The sequence below is a fragment of the Sphingomonas sp. SKA58 genome (genome assembly GCF_000153545.1).
GTDB lineage: Bacteria > Pseudomonadota > Alphaproteobacteria > Sphingomonadales > Sphingomonadaceae > Sphingobium > Sphingobium soli.
Genome location: NZ_CH959306.1, coordinates 1513944 through 1532507, shown reverse-complemented (window position 1 = coordinate 1532507; position 18564 = coordinate 1513944). Strand labels below are relative to the sequence as shown.

The 18564-nt window shown below is 62.9% G+C and carries 17 protein-coding genes and 2 pseudogenes; 7 read left to right on the top strand and 12 right to left on the bottom strand.

Annotated elements, in window-relative coordinates; all coding sequences use genetic code 11:
- A pseudogene (locus tag SKA58_RS19415) lies at positions 1-285 on the top strand (dihydrolipoyl dehydrogenase); the annotation flags it as partial.
- A pseudogene (locus SKA58_RS19410) lies at positions 242-826 on the top strand (phosphatase PAP2 family protein); the annotation flags it as partial. The pseudogenes SKA58_RS19415 and SKA58_RS19410, both read left to right, overlap by 44 nt.
- A gap of 48 nt (positions 827-874) precedes the next feature.
- Here SKA58_RS19410 and SKA58_RS20320 read toward each other — a convergent pair.
- The 11 genes from SKA58_RS20320 to SKA58_RS07900 form a co-directional block, all read right to left on the bottom strand.
- Complete coding sequence (locus tag SKA58_RS20320; RefSeq protein ID WP_009821880.1) at positions 875-2359, bottom strand: DUF2142 domain-containing protein; 1485 nt, start codon at positions 2357-2359, stop codon at positions 875-877.
- Between the two features lie 90 nt (positions 2360-2449).
- Entirely contained in the window at positions 2450-3385 is a 936-nt protein-coding gene (locus tag SKA58_RS07945; RefSeq protein ID WP_009821879.1) for a hemolysin family protein, read from the bottom strand.
- 70 nt (positions 3386-3455) lie between these two features.
- Positions 3456-3965 (bottom strand): rRNA maturation RNase YbeY, encoded by a 510-nt coding sequence (gene ybeY / locus SKA58_RS07940; protein WP_009821878.1) that lies wholly within the window; start codon positions 3963-3965, stop codon positions 3456-3458.
- Between the two features lie 141 nt (positions 3966-4106).
- On the bottom strand, positions 4107-5111 hold the full coding sequence (locus SKA58_RS07935; RefSeq protein ID WP_009821877.1) for a PhoH family protein: 1005 nt from the start codon (positions 5109-5111) through the stop codon (positions 4107-4109).
- A 122-nt stretch (positions 5112-5233) separates the two neighbouring features.
- Positions 5234-6598 carry a tRNA (N6-isopentenyl adenosine(37)-C2)-methylthiotransferase MiaB gene (gene miaB, locus SKA58_RS07930; RefSeq protein ID WP_037542291.1) on the bottom strand — a complete coding sequence of 455 codons (1365 nt, stop codon included), beginning with the start codon at positions 6596-6598 and terminating at the stop codon, positions 5234-5236.
- A gap of 9 nt (positions 6599-6607) precedes the next feature.
- Positions 6608-7366, bottom strand: a complete 759-nt coding sequence (locus SKA58_RS07925; RefSeq protein WP_037542748.1) for a lysophospholipid acyltransferase family protein — start codon at positions 7364-7366, stop codon at positions 6608-6610.
- A gap of 4 nt (positions 7367-7370) precedes the next feature.
- Positions 7371-7793, bottom strand: coding sequence for a Fur family transcriptional regulator (locus tag SKA58_RS07920; protein ID WP_009821873.1), 423 nt, complete (start codon positions 7791-7793; stop codon positions 7371-7373).
- Between the two features lie 123 nt (positions 7794-7916).
- Complete coding sequence (locus SKA58_RS07915; RefSeq protein ID WP_009821872.1) at positions 7917-8339, bottom strand: MucR family transcriptional regulator; 423 nt, start codon at positions 8337-8339, stop codon at positions 7917-7919.
- Between the two features lie 113 nt (positions 8340-8452).
- Positions 8453-8932, bottom strand: a complete 480-nt coding sequence (locus SKA58_RS07910; protein ID WP_009821871.1) for a GNAT family N-acetyltransferase — start codon at positions 8930-8932, stop codon at positions 8453-8455.
- Positions 8929-9558, bottom strand: a complete 630-nt coding sequence (gene tsaB, locus SKA58_RS07905) for a tRNA (adenosine(37)-N6)-threonylcarbamoyltransferase complex dimerization subunit type 1 TsaB (protein WP_009821870.1) — start codon at positions 9556-9558, stop codon at positions 8929-8931. The genes SKA58_RS07910 and tsaB overlap by 4 nt, the downstream gene beginning before the upstream one ends.
- An 86-nt stretch (positions 9559-9644) precedes the next feature.
- Positions 9645-10220, bottom strand: a complete 576-nt coding sequence (locus SKA58_RS07900; RefSeq protein WP_037542746.1) for a NifU family protein — start codon at positions 10218-10220, stop codon at positions 9645-9647.
- A gap of 96 nt (positions 10221-10316) precedes the next feature.
- Here SKA58_RS07900 and SKA58_RS07895 point away from each other — a divergent pair, with 96 nt between their 5' ends.
- The 4 genes from SKA58_RS07895 to SKA58_RS07880 all read left to right on the top strand — a co-directional run bounded on the left by SKA58_RS07895 (position 10317) and on the right by SKA58_RS07880 (position 16653).
- Positions 10317-10787: a pyridoxamine 5'-phosphate oxidase family protein gene (locus SKA58_RS07895; protein ID WP_009821868.1), complete on the top strand. Its 471-nt coding sequence runs from the start codon at positions 10317-10319 to the stop codon at positions 10785-10787.
- Between the two features lie 280 nt (positions 10788-11067).
- Entirely contained in the window at positions 11068-12447 is a 1380-nt protein-coding gene (locus tag SKA58_RS07890; RefSeq protein ID WP_009821867.1) for a DEAD/DEAH box helicase, read from the top strand.
- 95 nt (positions 12448-12542) lie between these two features.
- Positions 12543-15431, top strand: a complete 2889-nt coding sequence (locus tag SKA58_RS07885; RefSeq protein WP_009821866.1) for a M16 family metallopeptidase — start codon at positions 12543-12545, stop codon at positions 15429-15431.
- 103 nt (positions 15432-15534) lie between these two features.
- Complete coding sequence (locus SKA58_RS07880; RefSeq protein WP_037542289.1) at positions 15535-16653, top strand: glycosyltransferase family 4 protein; 1119 nt, start codon at positions 15535-15537, stop codon at positions 16651-16653.
- A 6-nt stretch (positions 16654-16659) separates the two neighbouring features.
- Here SKA58_RS07880 and SKA58_RS07875 read toward each other — a convergent pair whose 3' ends face one another.
- A complete protein-coding gene (locus SKA58_RS07875; protein ID WP_037542287.1) occupies positions 16660-17247 on the bottom strand; it encodes a TetR/AcrR family transcriptional regulator in 588 nt (195 codons plus the stop codon).
- A 118-nt stretch (positions 17248-17365) separates the two neighbouring features.
- Here SKA58_RS07875 and SKA58_RS07870 point away from each other — a divergent pair, with 118 nt between their 5' ends.
- Positions 17366-18562, top strand: a complete 1197-nt coding sequence (locus SKA58_RS07870; protein ID WP_009821863.1) for an efflux RND transporter periplasmic adaptor subunit — start codon at positions 17366-17368, stop codon at positions 18560-18562.
- Positions 18563-18564: the final 2 nt, after the last annotated feature.

Below are 18564 nucleotides of genomic sequence, written 5' to 3'. Positions count from 1 at the left end.
GAAGTGAAGGTCGGCATGTTCCGCCTTCATCGGCATGGCAAGGCGATCGCGCTGGGCGAAGCGGAAGGCTTCACCAAGACGGTGTTCGACGCCAAGACCGGCGAATTGCTGGGCGCCCACATGATCGGCGCGGAAGTGACCGAGATGATCCAGGGCTACACCATCGGCAAGACGCTGGAAACGACCGAGGCGGAACTGATGCACACGGTGTTCCCGCATCCGACCATTTCGGAATCGATGCATGAAAGCGTGCTCGCGGCCTATGGGCGCGCGCTTCATATCTGACCGGCGATCAGTGACAAAAGGCGCGGGAGCTTTGGCTCTCGCGCTTTTTTGCGTGTTGCTGATCGCGTTCGGGCAGCGTTTCGGATGGCTGGACGAAATCAATGTCGGGCTGATGACGCTGGCGGGCGAAGGGCGGGACACCGGGCCGGGCGGCACGGTGACGATGGTGATGCGGCTGGCGTCTGCCATCGGTGGCACGCTGGGGCGCATCACCATGCTGGCGGTGGTGCTGGCGCCGCTCATCTGGGCTGGCTATCGGCGATCCGCGATGTGGCTGGCGGGCATGATGGCGGTCGGGACGCTGCTCAACCTGGCGTTGAAACAGGCCTTTGCCGCGCCGCGCCCGGACTTGCTGCCGCATCTCGATATCGTCCACACATACAGCTTTCCAAGCGGCCATTCGGCGGGGAACATGATGTTTTTCGGCGCGCTGGCGATGCTCGCCGGGCGGCGTGGCGCCTATTGGGGCGCGGCGGTCGCAATCCTGCTGATCGGGGTTAGCCGCGTCTGGCTGGGGGTCCATTGGCCCAGCGACGTACTGGCCGGCTGGGTCGAGGGGCTGGGCTGGCTAGCCTTTTGCGCGATCTGGCTACCAGCGCGGGGAGGGAAGCAGCAGCGCGCGCGCGATGCTGCCGTGCGGAGGCATTCCATCGCTGGTAATGAAGCCGTGGACCCAGAAACTGTCGAAGGCGCTGGTCGCGGCGATCAGCGATAAGGGGATCGCCGTCCAGATGAGCAGCCTGTGCGCGCCGATGACAGCGCGCGCCGGCGACAGCGCAATCAGCACCAGCGGCAGCACCGGCAGGAAGTAGCGCCCCTGCGTACCCTGGATATAATCCGCGCCGAGCGGCGTGCCAGTCAGATACATAGCGGTTTCTACGAGCAGCGCGACACCGAGGGCGACAGCAAGCCACCAGATACGCTGCCCCAGGCCAAAGCGCGCGGCCGAGCCCGTCGCCACCCCGGCAGCCAGCATCAGCGCGGCGAGCGGATAGGCGAGCAGGGGCAGGAGGATCGCGTTCCAGCCGAACCGCCCGACGATCTGAAGCGCATAGACCGGCGCGCGTTCAATGACGCTGGTGACGAGGATATGGACATAACCAACTGGCGAGGCGAGGATCATGGCAAGCTGATCGCCCAGTGGCGCGGTCATCATCGTCTCGCCGGTTTTGCGCGACTGGATATGGTAAAGCGCCTGGCTGCCACCGGAATAGTGCATCCAGCCCAGGAAGGCGATCGCGCCCAGCGCCATCGCGCCGAGGATCAGCCACTGGCGGGGATTGCGTCGTGTCGGCCAGCGAAGGCCTGCGGCCATGAGCGGCAGATAGACGCCCTTGCACAGGGCCAGCAACGGTCCGGTGAGGAGCAGTCCGACCAAGCGAGCCGGCGCCGAGCCCATGAACCCGATCCGCAGGGCAAGCGCCAGGCCCACAAAGCCAAGGCCGTTGATGACGGCATCGGGAGAAAGTGAGCCCGTCTGGTAGGCGAAGGTCGGCAGCAAGGCGGTGACGAGCAGCGCATTACGGCCGAAAGGTAGCAGTTGCAGCGCGGCGATCAGCAGGGCGAGGCCGGTCAGCGCGTTGACGAGGCGTCCGACATAGAAGGTGCCAAGCGACGACAGGCCCAGCCCCTTGGCCGCCGCCAGACCCAAGGCCCCTGGCACATAGAGTGTGGGCGCATAGCTGGCGACATTGGGGAAATCGGCAAAGTCAGTCCCGGTGCGTCTCGCGTCGGCGGCGGCGCTCCGTCGCAATTGATCCACGTCGAACACCCGCACCGTGGCGGGCACGTCGGTGGGAAAGTCGATGCGATGGATGTCCAGCGCCGCACGTGGCAATGTCGTGCCGATCGCCGGACCACGCTGCTGCGTCAGCACATCCCCCTGACTGATCGCCAACGCCTTCATATAATGTTGATTTTCGTCCGGCGCCTGGAAGGGGGGCGTCACGAGGCAGAAGAAGAGTGTGAGCAGGCACAGGAGGGCAAGCAACAGCTTTTCCGACCCGCTCCATGGCGCGGCGAACAGCATGTCCGCGCGTTCCAGGCCAGAAAATCGCTGTCGTTCGTTCCGCATCGGCAAAATTTAGCCGCGACGGCTTAATATTTCGCGACTGTCTCGCAATGTGGCCAGATTTTCAACGGAGCGTTACATAGGGCGGCGTCGTCATTCCGCTTCCGGCTCCAGCGCCACGGGGGGATGCAGACGCAGGCGCGTCACGCGCCGGCTGTCGCTGGCGGTGATTTCCAGTTTCCAGCCGCTTTCGGGATGGTCCAAAATCTCGCCCATCTCGGGCACGCGGCCGGCGAGCACGAAGGCCAGACCGCCCAGCGTATCGACATCTTCCTCCACATCGCCAAGGCGGGCATCAATTTCTTCGGCGACATCGTCGAGTTCAGCGCGGGCATCAGCGTCCCACAGGCCATCGTCCAGCGGCACCAGCATCGCTTCGGGCGCGTCGTCATGCTCGTCCTCGACGTCGCCAACGATTTCCTCGACCAGATCCTCGAACGTCAGCAGCCCTTCGGTGCCGGAATATTCGTCAAGCACGATGGCAAGATGGGTCCGCTTGGCGCGCATTTCCGCAAGCAGGTCCAGTGCGCCCATGCTTTCAGGCACATAGAGCGGCTGACGGATCAGGGGCGCAAGCGTGTCGGGCGCCGGCGCTTTGCCGGCCAGGATGGCAAAGGCGTCGCGAATGTGGATCATGCCCACGATCGTGTCGAGATTTTCCCGGTATACAGGGATGCGGCTGTGGCCAGCTTCGGCAAAGAGCGCCGCGAGGTCTGCGAAGCTTGCCGTCTCTTCGATCGCCACGATGTCGGCGCGGGGCACGGCGACATCATCGACCGTATGTTCGGAAAAGTGCAGCAGGTTGCGCAACATCTGCCGTTCGATGGCGGACAGGTCGCCCTTCACCGGCGGATGATCTTCTTCATCTTCCTCATCATATTCGTCGAGCGCTTCTTCCAGTTCCTGGCGCAGGCTGGTTTCTGCATTCTCACCGAATAGCAGCGACTTGATGCCGCTCCATAAGCCGCCTTCGTTACTACTGTCCGCTTCCTTGGAAGCGTTGCCATCCTTGGGGCTGCCTTCAGCCATCGGTCGTCCTAGTCCCCTGTTCGAAGCGTTTCGCGATCGGCCTTAGCGACCTTGCAGGAAAAACGCCTCATCAAATATCGTTGCGGTCCCCATAAGGGTCAGCCAGGCCCAGCGACGCAAGCGCGGCGATTTCCAGCGCTTCCATCGCTTCGGCTTCTGCGTCGTCCATATGGTCATATCCCAGCAAATGAAAAGTGCCGTGAACGATAAGATGCGTGGCATGATCCAAGATGCTGATGCCCTTGTCGGCGGCTTCGGCGGCGCAGACGCCTTCGGCCAGAACGATGTCGCCCAGCAGCACCTCGCCATCGTCGGTGTTGGCGGTGGCCTGGAGCAGATCGTCCTGCACCATCGGGAAGGACAGGACGTTGGTCGGCTTGTCCTTGTCGCGATAGGCGCGATTGAGGCCATGCACTTCCTCGTCGGAGGTCAGCTTCACCGCGATTTCATAATGTGTGGGTGCTGCTGCGAAGCCGGCATAGGGGCTGTGCGCGATCGCGGCGGTGACGGCGCGATCGGCGAGGGATTGCCAGTCCGCGTCGGGCCAGCCGGTTTCGTGGAGGAGGGCGACGTCGATCATGAGTTATGTGTCCGTTCGTCCTGAGTAGCCGCTGAGCTTGCCGAAGCGGCGTATCGAAGGATGGGGTGCGCGCCTGCCCTTCGATACACAGCTGTCGACACGCTCAGTCCCTCAATCCGGGCGACCGGTGTAGGGATCAGATCAAGCATCCGGCCCCTCATATGCCTGGACGATGCGGCCGACGACCGGGTGCCGCACCACGTCGCCGATGCCGAATGGCACCATGGCGATGCTTTCCACGCCATGCAGGCGGGCGACCGCGTCGGCGAGGCCGGAAATCCCCGGCTGCGGCAAGTCGACCTGCTTGGGATCGCCGCAGATGACCATGCGGCTGCCCTCGCCAAAGCGGGTCAGGAACATCTTCATCTGGGCGATGGTGGTGTTCTGCGCCTCGTCCAGCACGATGAACGCGTTGGCCAAGGTGCGCCCGCGCATGAAGGCGAGCGGCGCGATCTCGATCTCGCCGCTCGCGATGCGCCGTTCGACCTGTTCGGCCGGCAGCGTGTCATAGAGCGCGTCGTAGATGGGGCGCAGATAGGGATCGACCTTGTCCTTCATGTCGCCGGGCAGGAAGCCCAGCCGCTCGCCCGCTTCCACCGCCGGGCGGGAAAGGATGAGGCGATCCACGCTGCCGGTGATAAGCTGGCTGACGGCCTGCGCGACCGCGAGATAGGTCTTGCCGGTGCCTGCCGGGCCGAGGGCGAAGATGATGTCGTTGCGGGTCAACGCCTCCATATAGGTGACCTGCGTCGCTGATCGCGGCACGATCGTCTTCTTGCGGGTGCGGATCATCACCTTGGGCGGTTCGGCGACGTCATGGCGGATGATGCCGTCGAGCGTCGGTTCGGCGGACATGGCGATCACCGCCTCTACCGCGCCGGAATCGATTTCCTGCCCGGCGACGATCCGGTTGTAGAGGCCGGTCATGACGTCGCGGGCGCGGGCGGCGGCTTCGGCCTCACCCTCGATCTGGAGTTTGTTGCCGCGCGCGGCGATATAGACACCCAGGCGGTTTTCGATGGCGACCAGATTCTGGTCATATTGCCCGAACAGCGCGCCCAGCAGATGCGGTTTATCGAAAGTGACTTCCAGACGGGCGCGCTCGGCGATGTCGGGGCGCGGACTGTGATGCGGCTTTTTCGACATAGGTCAACCTCTCCCTTGCACGGTCATACCCGCAAAGACGGGCATCCATCTTCCAAACCAAGCGTCTAGCGGAACGGCCCGGAGATGGGTCCCCGTCCTTGCGGGAACGACGGTGCGATGGATCAAGCGGCCTTCCTCCTCACGGTTTCGCCAGCCAAGCTATTGGGTCCGGCGCTGATGATATCGACGTTGACCAGATCGCCGATCGACAGCTCGGGCGCGGTCACGACGACCGACTGGAGCCAGGGCGATTTGCCAATGAGCTGGCCGGGGTGCCGACCCTTGCGCTCCAGCAGGATTTGCGTGGTGCGCCCTACGGTCGCGGCGTTGAATTCGGCCTGCTGACGATTGAGCAAGGCCTGAAGCCGCGAAAGCCGTTCGTCCATGACCGCTGCCGGTATCTGGTGATCCATGTCGGCGGCTGGCGTTCCGGGGCGGGGGCTATATTTGAAGCTGTAGCATTGGGCGTAGCGCACCTGTTCGACGATGCGCAGCGTATCTTCGAATTCGGCATCCGTTTCGCCGGGGAAGCCGACGATGAAGTCGCCGGAAATGGCGATGTCGGGGCGCGCCTGCCGCACCCGTTCGATGATGCGCAGATAGCTGTCGGCGCTGTGGCTGCGGTTCATCGCTTTTAGGATGCGGTCATTGCCCGCCTGCACCGGGAGATGCAGGAAGGGCATCAGCTTGTCGATGTCGCCATGCGCCGCGATCAGGCCATCGCTCATGTCATTGGGATGGCTGGTCGTATAGCGGATGCGGCGCAGGTCAGGGATTTTCGCCAGTTCACGGACCAGTCCGTCCATGCCCTGTGCCCGGCCCTTGTCATCCTCCCCGGTCCAGGCGTTCACATTCTGGCCAAGAAGGGTGATTTCCCGCGCGCCGCCATCGACCAGCGCCTTGGCTTCATCGACGATCGCGCTCCAACTGCGGCTGATCTCCGCACCGCGTGTGTAGGGGACCACGCAATAGGTGCAGAATTTGTCGCACCCTTCCATGATGGTAAGGAAGGCGGTGGGGCGCGCCTGCTTGGTGCGCGCCGGGAGTGCGCCGAATTTGGAGGCCGCCGGCATGTCGGTATCGACCGCCGCTTCGCCCCGACCGACCTTGTCGATCAGATCGGGCAGGCGATGATAGGCCTGTGGCCCCACCACGATGTCGACATTGCGCGCGCGGCGCTGGATCTCGCTGCCTTCGGCCTGTGCGACGCAGCCGGCGACGGCGATCATCGGACGGCTGCCATCGTCGCGGGTCAGGCGGCCGATGTCGGAATACACCTTGTCCACCGCCTTTTCACGAATGTGGCAGGTGTTGAGGATGACGAGGTCGGCGTCCGTGCCCTCGGCAGCCGGGGTCATGCCCTGCGTGCCCAGCATTTCGGCCATGCGCTCGCCATCATAGACGTTCATCTGGCAACCGAAGGATTTGACGTGAAATGTCGTGGGCGCGGTTGTCGCAGGATTTCGGGGGGCGTCGTTACGATTCATGCGGTCCAGCTATACAGGCGGCAAGGGGGGAGCGGAAGAGTGGTGATGCGCGGCGATGCTGGCGGCGATCCGGTCTCGCGCCAGCGCGGCGATCGCCTTGCGATCCGCGCATTTGGCCGGATCGAAGGGCGCTAGAAAGCGAATCGTCATCGGCAATCGGCCCTTGCGTCGCAGAATTCGCAGGACGTTGTCGACCGCGGGTTCGTCACCGATCCAGGCGATGTCCGGGGCGGCTGCGCCATAGTCGATGTGCACCGGGTGGATCATCACAGGGCGCGGCGGCGGTAGCAATACGGCCAGCAGGGTGGGCTTGAACGGCAAGAGCGTGGTGCCGTCGCCGGTCGTGCCTTCAGGAAAGAGCGTGACCGGCTGATGCCCCATCAAGGCCGATCGGAGCGCGTCCATCTGCCCCGACAGGCCGCCGCGGCGTTCGCGCGAAACGAAGACCGTGTTGTTCTGCGCCGCCAGCCAGCCAACGACGGGCCATCGTGCTACGCCATCTTTCGACACGAAGGCCGTGCCGGTGGCCCCGCCCAGCGCAAGAATGTCGATCCAGCTGACATGGTTGGCGAGCAGGAAAATGTCGCCGCCGGCCGGTCGACCGTCGAGAGATATCCGCGCGCCGATCGCGCGCGCCGCGAGCCCCAGAAACCGTGAGGGCCAAGGCGAGCGCCGGCCGGCCAGGCGCCAGCCGAGATGAGGGATGAGGCATAGCAGCAGGGCACTGGCCAGCAGGAAAAGGCGGCCAGCGCAGCGCAGGGGCGCGATCCTGTCAGTTCTTGCGGTCGAGCGCGACGCCGTACAACTCCATACGGTGATCGACCAGCCGGAAACCCAGCTTTTCGGCGATCTGCTTTTGCAACTGTTCCAGTTCCGGGTCGACAAATTCGATGACATTGCCGGTTTCGACGTCGATCAAATGGTCATGATGCGATTCTGGCGCCGCTTCGTAGCGGGCGCGACCGTCGCCGAAATCATGGCGTTCCAGGATGCCGGCCTCTTCGAACAGGCGTACGGTGCGATACACGGTGGCGATGGAAATGCCCGGATCGATAGTGGCGGAGCGTTTGTGCAATTCCTCGACATCGGGATGATCGGACGCGTCACTGAGCACTTGGGCAATCACCCGGCGCTGCTCTGTGATGCGCAGCCCCTTTTCATGACACAGGGCTTCGACGTCAATTTTGCGGTTCATGCAGGCTCGCTTACTGGATTCAGGCGAAAAGTCGGGCATAGCCTAGCGCCTTTTACCCATGCGGGAAAGGGGCGCATCGGCCGATGCACCCCTTTCCGGGAAAGTCGCGCTGGCGCGGTGTGATTACTTGCCGCGGGTGCGGCGACGCTTGGTGCCAAGGCCGATCTTCTTTGCCAGATTGCGGCGCTGTTCGGCGTAGTTAGGCGCAACCATCGGATAGTCGGCGGGCAGGTTCCACTTGGCGCGGTAATCTTCCGGCGTCATCTGATAATGGGTCATCAGGTGACGCTTGAGCATCTTGAGCTTCTTACCGTCTTCAAGGCAGACGATATAGTCGGGCTTGATCGACGCGCGGATGGACACGGCGGGTTCGGGGCGGACCTCGGGCGCTTCGACGGGCTGGTTGAGCGCGGACAGGGCGGCGTGAACATTCTGGATCAGCGACGACACATCCGAAACCGCAACGCTATTGTTGGAGACGTGCGCGGCAACGATGTCAGAGGTCAAGGTGATAAGCAGTTCGTTCTGCGCGGATTCGGTTTCCATGGTCCTGTTTCCTGCCAATTTATACAGTGATGCGACCCGCCCGACGGAATGTTTTCAGGAGCGGTATTGCGTCGCCTAATCTTCACATGGGGTTTGCGCAACCATCAATTGCTTCAAATGCCCATATCGATGCGAAAACTTAAGGCGTCATATAATTGACCATCACTGCCGCGATAATAACCCGGGCGGCGATGCACATATTCGAACCCAATTTTCTCATAGAGTTGAATGGCGTTATTCGTCGCGCGTACTTCAAGATTCATCGATGTGATGCCGCGCCGACGCGCCGTGCGTAAACTGTCCCGCAGCAATGTTTCCCCGATACCGCGCCCGCGCCAGAGCGGCGCGACCGCCAGCAACAGCAATTCGCATTCATCCAAAACGGACCGCACCAGGGCGAAGCCGAGCGGCGAGGCGTCGAGCCGCGCAACCGTAAGCCAGGTGCCAGGCATGATCATCACCCCCGCCAATTGCGGCAAGGTCCAGGCTTCGCCAAAAACGGGGTCGAAGGCCGCAGTCATCACGTCCATGGTGTCGGCCATCGCGTTGCGATCCGCACCTTCGTGCAGGTCAAGGGAGAGGCCGGGCATCATGGCAGGGCGCGCTCCGCAATCGTCTTCGCGTCTGCGCCACGGCCATAAATGGGGGAGGGCGGCAGGCCTGGCAGAGCCTCGATCAGCGGCCATGCGCTGGCGTCGGGATAGAGGGTGACCGCTGTGCCGGCACCGCGTTCCGTGACCAGCGTCTCGGCCCCGGTGCCGTAGATAAAGGGCGTTTCAATCTGTCGCGCCAGGTCCGAAATCAGGGTCGAACGGATGGGGCCATGCTGGGTGCGGCCATCGGCATCGAAGCATTGCCAGAATAGTTCGCCGTGCCCGCCGGTGATGGTGACCACAATGGGGCCGCCCTGATGATCGCTGAGCGCCGCCTGGGCCGCAATGATCGAGGGCGCGCTGAAACCGTGAAGCGGGACGCCCCAGGCCAGAGCCAGGGCACGGGCGGCGGCGATACCGATCCGCACGCCGGTAAAGCTGCCCGGCCCCACATCGACGGCGATCGCATCGGCGCGTCCTCCGTCAGGCAAGGCAGCGATAGCCGGCAGAAGCGCCTCGGCATGGCCGCGACCGACAATCTCGTGAAATCGCCCGACAGGCGTGCCGTCCTCCAGCAGCGCCACGGACAAAGCCTGTGTCGCAGTGTCGATCACCAGCAGGCGCAAGGAATACTCCCGTTCAGCATCCGCCAGATGCGGACTCGCCTAGCGGTTAGTCGATCCTGGGCGATTTGCCAAATGGCCTTGCGGCATCAGACCGCGCGCACTTCCGTCACTTCGGGAACATAATGTTTGAGCAGTTGCTCGATGCCGTTCTTGAGCGTCGCCGACGACGATGGGCAACCAGCGCAGGCGCCCTGCATCTTGAGGTAAACCGTGCCCTTGTCGAACCCGCGATAGATGATGTCGCCACCATCATTGGCGACGGCAGGGCGGACGCGGGTGTCGATCAGTTCGCGGATCTGATCCACGATCTCGGCATCTTCGGGGTTTTCGGCGAAGGCGTCGTCGTCGGCCGGAACATGGATTTCGCCTGCCGATCCGGCCACGAACAAAGGCATGTTCGCGGAGAAATGTTCGAGCAGGATGGAAAGCACTTCGGGCTTCACGTCGCGCCAGTCAGACCCTTCGCCGATGGTCACGGAAATGAAGTCGCCGCCGAAGAAAACGCCGGTGACGTCTCCCAAGGTGAAGAGCGCACTGGCGAGCGGCGATGCCTCGGCCTCTTCAGGGGATGCGAAATCGCGGGTGCCAGCGCCCATGACCACGCGGCCGGGGATGAATTTGACGGTCGCCGGATTGGGCGTCGGTTCGGTCTCGATCAGCATGGTGCGCATGTGGCGATTTGCTGCGGCAAGATCAACCCGTCGGAACTTCGCCCGCGACCGTTGATTGAGTGTAGCAAATATGAAGGAGATGCGACGATGAGCACCGAGACCGAAATCCGCGAACGTTTCTGGAAGCAACTGTCGGAAAGCCCGTTTCTGATGGTCGGCCTGCAGGGTTCGCGGGACCATAATCTGCCGATGACTGCGCAGTTGGACCCGGACGCCAATCATTCCTTCTGGTTTTATACGTCCAAGGACAACCGGCTGGCACCAGGCGGCCCGGCCATGGCGCAATATGCGTCGAAGGATCATGACCTGTTCGCATGCGTCGATGGCACGCTGACCCCGGAAACAGACCCGGCCGTGATCGATCGTTACTGGTCCAAGCAGGTAGAGGCCTGGTATCCGCAGGGTCGGAATGATCCCAGTCTTCTGATGCTGCGGTTCGACCTTAACACCGCTGAAATCTGGGAAGCGGAAATGTCCCTGAAAGGCGTGTTCAAGATGATGTTCGGTGGCGACGTGCGTTCAGAGATGAAGGGCAAGCACGCCGAAGTCTCTCTTTGAACACCTGAACTTGTGGTGAGCGGCTGCCTGGTTGGTGGCCGCTTGCTTTTTGCGCGCGTTGCAGGCATATGCGCTGCGGCGCAGCAACCGGCTCTCACAGGCCCATAGCGATTGGCAGCGTGATCGTCCCTGACGCTTATCGAGCGGGAAGGGACCGGCCAATGACCAGCCTGCGCCAAGCTTGAGGCTTCCCTTTTCACGCGGGTCGTTTCGTAACCCGCCTCGCGCCCTCTCTGTGACAGTCACGGACGGTCGGCGCTGGCCGACATGTGAGACTATCATGGAATTTACCGATCTGGGCTTGTCAGAGCCGATTCTGAAGGCGCTTTCCGCCAAGAAATACACCGCGCCCACCCCCATCCAGCAAAAGGCGATCCCGGTGCTGCTGCAAGGCCACGACCTGTGCGGCATCGCACAGACCGGCACCGGAAAGACGGCGGCCTTCGCGCTGCCCAGCCTCGATTATTTCGCGCGCAACCCCAAGCCGACGCCGGTGCGCGGTTGCCGGATGCTGGTGCTGTCGCCGACCCGTGAACTTGCCGCGCAGATTGCGCAGAGCTTTCGCGACTATGGCCGGTTCCTCAAGCTGAGCGTCGAAACGGTGTTCGGCGGCGTGCCGATCAACCGGCAGATCAAGGCGCTGAGTCAGGGCGTGGATATCGTCGTGGCGACGCCGGGCCGCCTGCTCGACCTGATCGACCAGCGGTGCTTCACCATCAAGGACACGGAAATCTTCGTCCTCGATGAGGCGGACCAGATGATGGACATGGGCTTCATCCACCCGTTGAAACGCGTCGCCAAGCTGCTGCCGACCGATCGGCAGAACCTGTTTTTCTCGGCCACCATGCCCAAGGAGATCGAGGCGCTGGCCGGTCAGTTCCTGAACGATCCGGTCAAGGTCAGCGTCGCGCCGCAATCGACGACGGCAGAGCGCGTGCGTCAGCAGGCGACATTCGTCAATCAGGCGGAAAAGCAGGCGTTGCTGCACATCGTGCTCGAAACCGAAGACATTGATCGCGCGCTCATTTTCACGCGGACCAAGCATGGCGCAGACCGCGTGGTTCGCTTTTTGGAAGGGGCAGGCATCGACGCCTTCGCCATCCATGGCAATAAGAGCCAGGGCCAGCGCACCACCGCTCTGCAGGCGTTCCGCCAGGGCAAGGTCAAGCTGCTGGTGGCGACCGATATTGCCGCACGCGGCATCGACGTGTCGGGCGTCAGCCATGTCATCAATTTCGAAATCCCCAACGTGCCCGAACAATATGTTCACCGGATCGGCCGTACGGCGCGCGCGGGCGCGGAAGGCGTGGCGATCAGCTTTGTGGCCGATGATGAGCGGCCCTATCTCAAGGCGATCGAGCGGGCGACACGCGTTAAGCTGGACGTCGCACCGCTGCCGGAAAATTTCCTGGAAGCCGTCCGTAACCTGCCCAAGCCCGCGCCGCAGCGCAAAGGCCCCAGCCAGAGCCCGTCGCAGCAGGCCAAGCGCGCCGAAGGGCAGCGCCGCTATCAGGACCAGCAGAAGGCGCAGCGCGGCACCCCCGACAAGGCGCATCGTGGCGATGGCGACGGCACGGGGGCCAAGAAGCCTTTCCGTCGGCGCCGGCGTGGCGCGGTGGGCGCGCACAAGGGTGCGGTGCAGCGGACCGGCGCGCGCTAAACAGCAATGAAAGAAAGGGAGGCGGCGCTCAGTCGCCTCCCTTTCCTTATTTTGTCAGTGGTGGTTCAGGAAAAAGCCGCTAGGCTTCACCGCCTATGCGTTTTTCCCCCCGCCGTTCGGCCGCTTCGCTCCTCATCCTGTCCCTGTTGCTGGCCGGCGCGCCGCAGACGCTGGCCCAGCCGCAGCAGACCGCAACACCGGTCGATCAGGGGGCGAGCAAGGCGCAGGTCCGCCCCTGGCTCTATGAAAATAGCGACGTGCCGATCGATGCTGCATGGCGGTTCGGCACGCTTTCCAACGGGCTGCGCTATGCGGTGCGGCGCAATGGCGTTCCGCCGGGGCAGGTTTCGATCCGGCTGCGGATGGACGTCGGATCGCTCATGGAGCGCGCGGATGAGCAGGGATATGCTCATTATATGGAGCATCTCACCATGCGGGGGTCGCGCCATGTGCCGGATGGCGAATCCAAGCGTATCTGGCAACGTCTTGGCGTCACCTTCGGCAGCGACAGCAACGCTCAGACAACGCCCACCGGCACGACCTATGCGCTCGACCTGCCCCAGGCGACGCAGGCCAGCTTGACCGAAAGCATGAAGATATTGGCCGGGATGATGGCCGAACCCAATATCAACGCCGGTTCGGTCGATGCCGAACGGGCGGTCGTGCTGGCGGAAAAGCGAGAGAGCGACGGTCCGCAAAGCCGCATCTCGGATGCCAATCGATTGCATTTCTTCGCCGGACAGCCACTGGCCGAACATGCGCCGATCGGCACGGTCGACACGCTGAAAGCCGCGACCGCGGCGAAGATGGAGGCGTTCCACCAGCGTTGGTATCGCCCTGAAAACACGGTGATCGCAATTTCCGGGGACATTGATCCGGCCATTGCCGAACAATTGATCAAGGATAATTTCGGTAACTGGACTGCGCCTGGAAAGGGGGCGGCGATCCCTGATTTTGGCGCACCCGACCCGAAGGCGCCGGCGACGCGCGTCTTCGTGGAACCGGGTGTGCCGGTCAGCCTGACCATGGCGTGGCTGCGACCCTGGACCCCGCATGCCGACACGATCGTCTATAATCAGGACAAGCTGACCGACATGCTGGCGTTGCAGATCGTCAGCCGGCGGCTGGAACAGGCGGCGCGGAGCGGGGGGAGTTTCCTTCAGGCGAGCGTCGAGCAGCAGGACGTCAGCCGATCCGCCGACGGTACCTTCGTGTCGATCATACCCAGCAATGACGACTGGCAAAAGGCGCTGCGCGACGTGCGGGCCATCATTGAGGACGCAAAGGCAGCGCCGCCCAGCCAGGCGGAAATCGATCGCGAATATGCGCAGATCGATACCGCGCTCGCCATACAGGTCGAAAATGCGCCGACTGAAGCCGGGGCCAAACAGGCAACCGACCTGGTGAGCGCGGTCGATATTCGCGAGACGACGGTCAGCCCGCAGGCCGCTGTCGAGATATTCCGCGCGGGCAAGCCCGCCATGACCCCACAAAAGATTCTCGATTCAACGCAGCGGCTGTTTTCCGCCGGGGTGTTCCGGGCAATGCTGGTGACAAGCAAGGTCGAGCCGGGGCAGGACGAACGACTGGCGGCCGCGCTTGCCGCCCCGGTCAAGGCCGCGACCAATGCGCGGCTGTCGGACAAGCCGGTAACGATGGATGACCTGCCCAATCTCGGCGCGCCGGGCACGGTGGTGTCGCGCAGCCAGGTGGGCTTGCCCGGCATGGAGACGATCACTTTCTCCAATGGCGTCAAGCTGGTTCTGTTCGCCAATGACGCCGAACCGGAAAAGGTCCGGATCAATGTCCGTTTCGGTCATGGTCAGCAGGCCTTTTCGCCGGTGAAGCCCGTGCCGAGCTGGGCCGGCGGCTATGCGCTGATGGCAAGCGGCATTGGCAAGCTGGGCCAGCGCGAACTGGACGAGCTGATGATCGGCCGACGCATGGGGATGAATTTCGAAACTGACGACGACGCCTTCGAAATGCAGGCCGTGACGCGGCCGGCCGACTATAAGGATCAGTTGCGGCTGTTTGCTGCCAAGCTTGGGGAACCCGGTTGGGACCCCGCGCCGATCGCGCGGGTCAAGACGGGGGCCATGGTTGCCTATGACGCTATGTCCCGTGCGCCCGATTCGGTGCTTGGACGCGATCTCAATTGGTTGCTGCATGACAAGGATGTGCGGTTCCGCACGCCGTCCCGCGCCGAAATCGAAGCGCTGACGCCCGAGGCGTTCCGCGCAACATGGGCGCCGATCCTTGCTTCGGGCCCGATCGAGGTTCAGCTGTTCGGTCATGTCGATGCCGAAGACGCCATCAAGGCGGTTGCCGCTACCTTCGGCGCCTTGCCATCGCGCGGCGATACGCCGGTTCCGGCCAGTAACAAGGCGATGCGCTTTCCCGCCCATGTCGAAAAGCCGGTGGTCCTGCGCCATGAAGGCGACAAGGATCAGGCTGCCGCCGTCATGGCGTGGCCAACGGCAGGCGGCTTCGATTTGCAACAGCAGGGCCGCCAGCTGGAGATATTGACCCAGATTTTCAACGACCGCCTTTTCGACAAGCTACGGTCGACCGAGGGTGCGGCCTATTCGCCCAGCGTCCAGAATAACTGGCCATTTTCCTATGAAAGCGGCGGATATATCCTGGTAACGAGCCAGGTGCGGCCGGACCGTATCAGCTATTTCTACGACGCGGTGAAGGCGACGGCGGCCGATCTGGCGGCCAATCCCGTCAGCGCCGATGAACTCCAGCGCGCGGTCGCGCCGATGCAGCAATTGCTGATGCGCGCAAGCACCGGCAACGCTTTCTGGATGAACCAGATGGAAGGGGCGACGCATGATCCCCGCTATGTTCAGGCAATGCAGAATATGGGCAAGGATATGCTGAGCGTCACGCCAGCGCAGTTGCAGGCGCTGGCCGTCAAATATCTGGTGCCTGCCAAAAGCTGGTCGGTGATCGTGCTGCCCGAAGGCGTATCCGCCAAATAGACGGCGGTGACGGGCTTTTCCGCTTGCTCCAGCCGGTGTTGGACGACTAGGCGACGGCTCCGGAAGCGAAGGGCAGGGCAATGAAGGGCGGACGGGGTTGAGCGTGCGGGTCATCCTGTCGGTAGAGGCGCTGGAACCGCGGCTTTCCGGCATAGGTCGATATAGCTGGGAACTGGCCCAGCGCTTGCCGTTGATCGAGGATGTCGAGAGCGTCCGCTTTTATCGCAACGGCCAGTGGATCACTGATCCCGGCCTGTTGCTGACGGATGGCCGGCAACCCTTGTGGGGGAACAAGCCGTTGCGATGGCTGCGCAAGCGCAACCAATGGGCCGTGCGCCTGAAACAGGCCGCGACCATGCGCAGTCATCTGTTCCACGGGCCCAATTATTTCCTGCCACCGGCCGGTGAGGGCGGGGTCATCACCGTGCATGACCTGTCGGTGTTCCGCTACGCCGAAACGCACCCGGCCGAGCGTCTGGCCCAGTTCGAACGTTACTTTCGCCTGTCGGTGGATCGTGCGGCGCATATCATCACCGATAGTGAGACGACGCGTCAAGAAGTGGCTGATTTCCTGGGGTTCGATCTGGCGCGGATCACGGCCGTCCCGCTGGCGGCGAGCCCGGTGTTTCAGCCGCGCGGTGCCGATGCGACCGCTGCTGCGCTGGCGCGCTACGATCTGACGCCGCAGGGTTATGCGCTGTGTGTTTCGACCGTCGAGCCGCGTAAGCGCATCACGCAATTGCTGCATGCCTGGCGAAACCTGCCAGCTGCCGTCCGTAGCCGCTGGCCACTGATGGTGACGGGCGGATCGGGCTGGCTGAGCGATGCCGTTCGCGACTTGATGGAAAAAGGGGCGCGCGAGGGGTGGGTGCGTTATCTGGGCTTCGTGCCGGAGGAAGATTTGCCGCTGCTCTATGCCGGCGCGTCGCTGTTCGTTTATCCATCCGTCTATGAAGGGTTCGGCCTTCCGCCAGTCGAGGCCATGGCCAGTGGCGTGCCAGTCGTCGTATCGAACGCGTCATGCCTGCCTGAAGTCACTGGCGGCGCGGCGATGCTGGTCGAGCCTGAGGATATTGCGGGATTTTCGCGGGCCTTGGAGCTGACGTTTGAGGATGAAAGCTGGCGACGGCACGCTATTGCCAAGGGGCTGGAGGTCGCCGGTCGCTATAGCTGGGACAGGTGCGCGCGGGAAACCGTAGAGGTTTACCGTCGTTTGCGCTGAGCGGCGTTAGTGTATCGCCTTCAACCCCGCGACGATCGTCTCCGCCGCCCGACGCGCCGTACTGGCCGCTGGCAGCTTGGGACGCGACAGGGTGCGATGGCCAAGGCCAAACATGCATGCCAGCAACAATTCTTCAGCTGCATCGAGCGCTTCTCCTGACAGGTCAGGATTTGCCACGCAGGCAAAGTCGCGCAGAACAACGCGAAATCCGATGCACAACTGTCCGATCATCTTGCCCACAGCCTCGTTACGAAACGCCTCGGCCATGATTTCAAACAAGAGCGCTTCTTCCTTTTCATCGGTACTATGGAGCAGCATGGCCTCGAACGCTTGTTCGGCAGAGAGTTCATGCGCATCCAGCCGGGATCGCAATATGGTCATCTGCGCAGTCCATGCATCGGAGTCGATCCGCACCAGCGCTTCGATCACTTCTTCCTTGCCCTTGAACAGGCGATAGATTTGCCCGACTGACACCTGAGCGGCGCTGGCCAATTGCGCCATGGACGTCTGATGAAACCCGTTGGCGGAAAAAAGCGTGCGCGCCGCAGCCAGAATACGTGCCCTGCCGTCCGCTTCATGCTGCACTGCAACCACTTCTACCCCCAAATGGCTTTTTGAGCCTTGAACTTTCTGTGGCAGGATCATACCTGCGCAGCAAGCGGAATGAACGTTCATTCCGTACTCAGGTATCAAGCAAAAACGGATTCGGGCTATGCAAAAGGGGATTTTCACCGGGTTGCTGGCGTGCGCGTCGGCTTTGGCGTTAAGCGGTTGTGGTGAAAGCCAACCGCCCGCGCCCCCGCCGCCCGCAGTCGGTGTGACGACGGTCAGCACGCAATCTGTCCCCTTGGTCAATGAACTGCCGGGCCGTGTGGCGGCGCTGGAAACGGCCGAAGTTCGCCCGCAGATCAATGGCGTCATCCGCCGCAGCCTGTTCTCGCAAGGCGGCTATGTGCGCGCCGGCCAGGTTTTGTTCGAGATCGAAGATTCGCCCTATCGCGCGGCGTTGGCACAGGCGCAGGGTGCTTTGGCGCGCGCGCAGGCGACTATCGGATCGACCAGTTTGCAAGCGCAACGCTATAAGGACCTAGTCGGCATCAATGCTGTCAGCCAGCAGGAATATGACAATGCGGTGGCCACCGCACAGCAGGCGCGGGCCGATGTTGCGGCGCAGCGCGGCGCGGTACAGGCGGCACAGGTCAACCTGGATTTTACGCGCATCCGCGCACCCATCTCTGGCCGCATCGGGCGCTCGCTCTTTACCGCGGGGGCGCTGGTGCAAACCGGTCAGTCCGACCCGCTCGCCACGATCCAGCGGCTGAACACGGTCTATGTGGATGTGACCCAGTCGGCGGCCGAGATCATCGACCTGAAGCAAGCCATGAAGAAAGGTGGCGTGAGCGAGGCTGATGGTGCGCGCATCCAACTGATCTTGCCCAACGGCAGCACATACCCGATAGAGGGCCGTCTCCAGTTTTCGGAAGTGACCGTGGACCCGGACACCGGGGCGGTCACGTTGCGTTCGACCTTTCCCAATCCCGATGGACTGCTGCTTCCTGGCATGTATGTCCGTGCCCGCCTCGTCGAAGGACGGCGCAATTCAGCGATCCTGGCGCCGCAGCAGGGCATCAGCCGCGATGCCCGCGGGCGCGCCACGGCGATGGTCGTGGGCAAGGGAAACAAGGTCGAAATGCGTCAGGTGGAGGTTGATCGTGCGGTCGGAGACAAATGGATCGTCACCAATGGGCTTAAGCCCGGCGACAAGCTGATCGTGGAAGGCCTGGTCAATCTCAAGCCTGGAACGGTGGTTCGCCCTGGTGCGCCGCAGCAAATAACGGCGCAGCAGCAGGGCGCGAAGCGCGGTCCCGGCCAGGCGGTCGACCAGCCGGTTCAGGGCGAGGCTAACTAAAT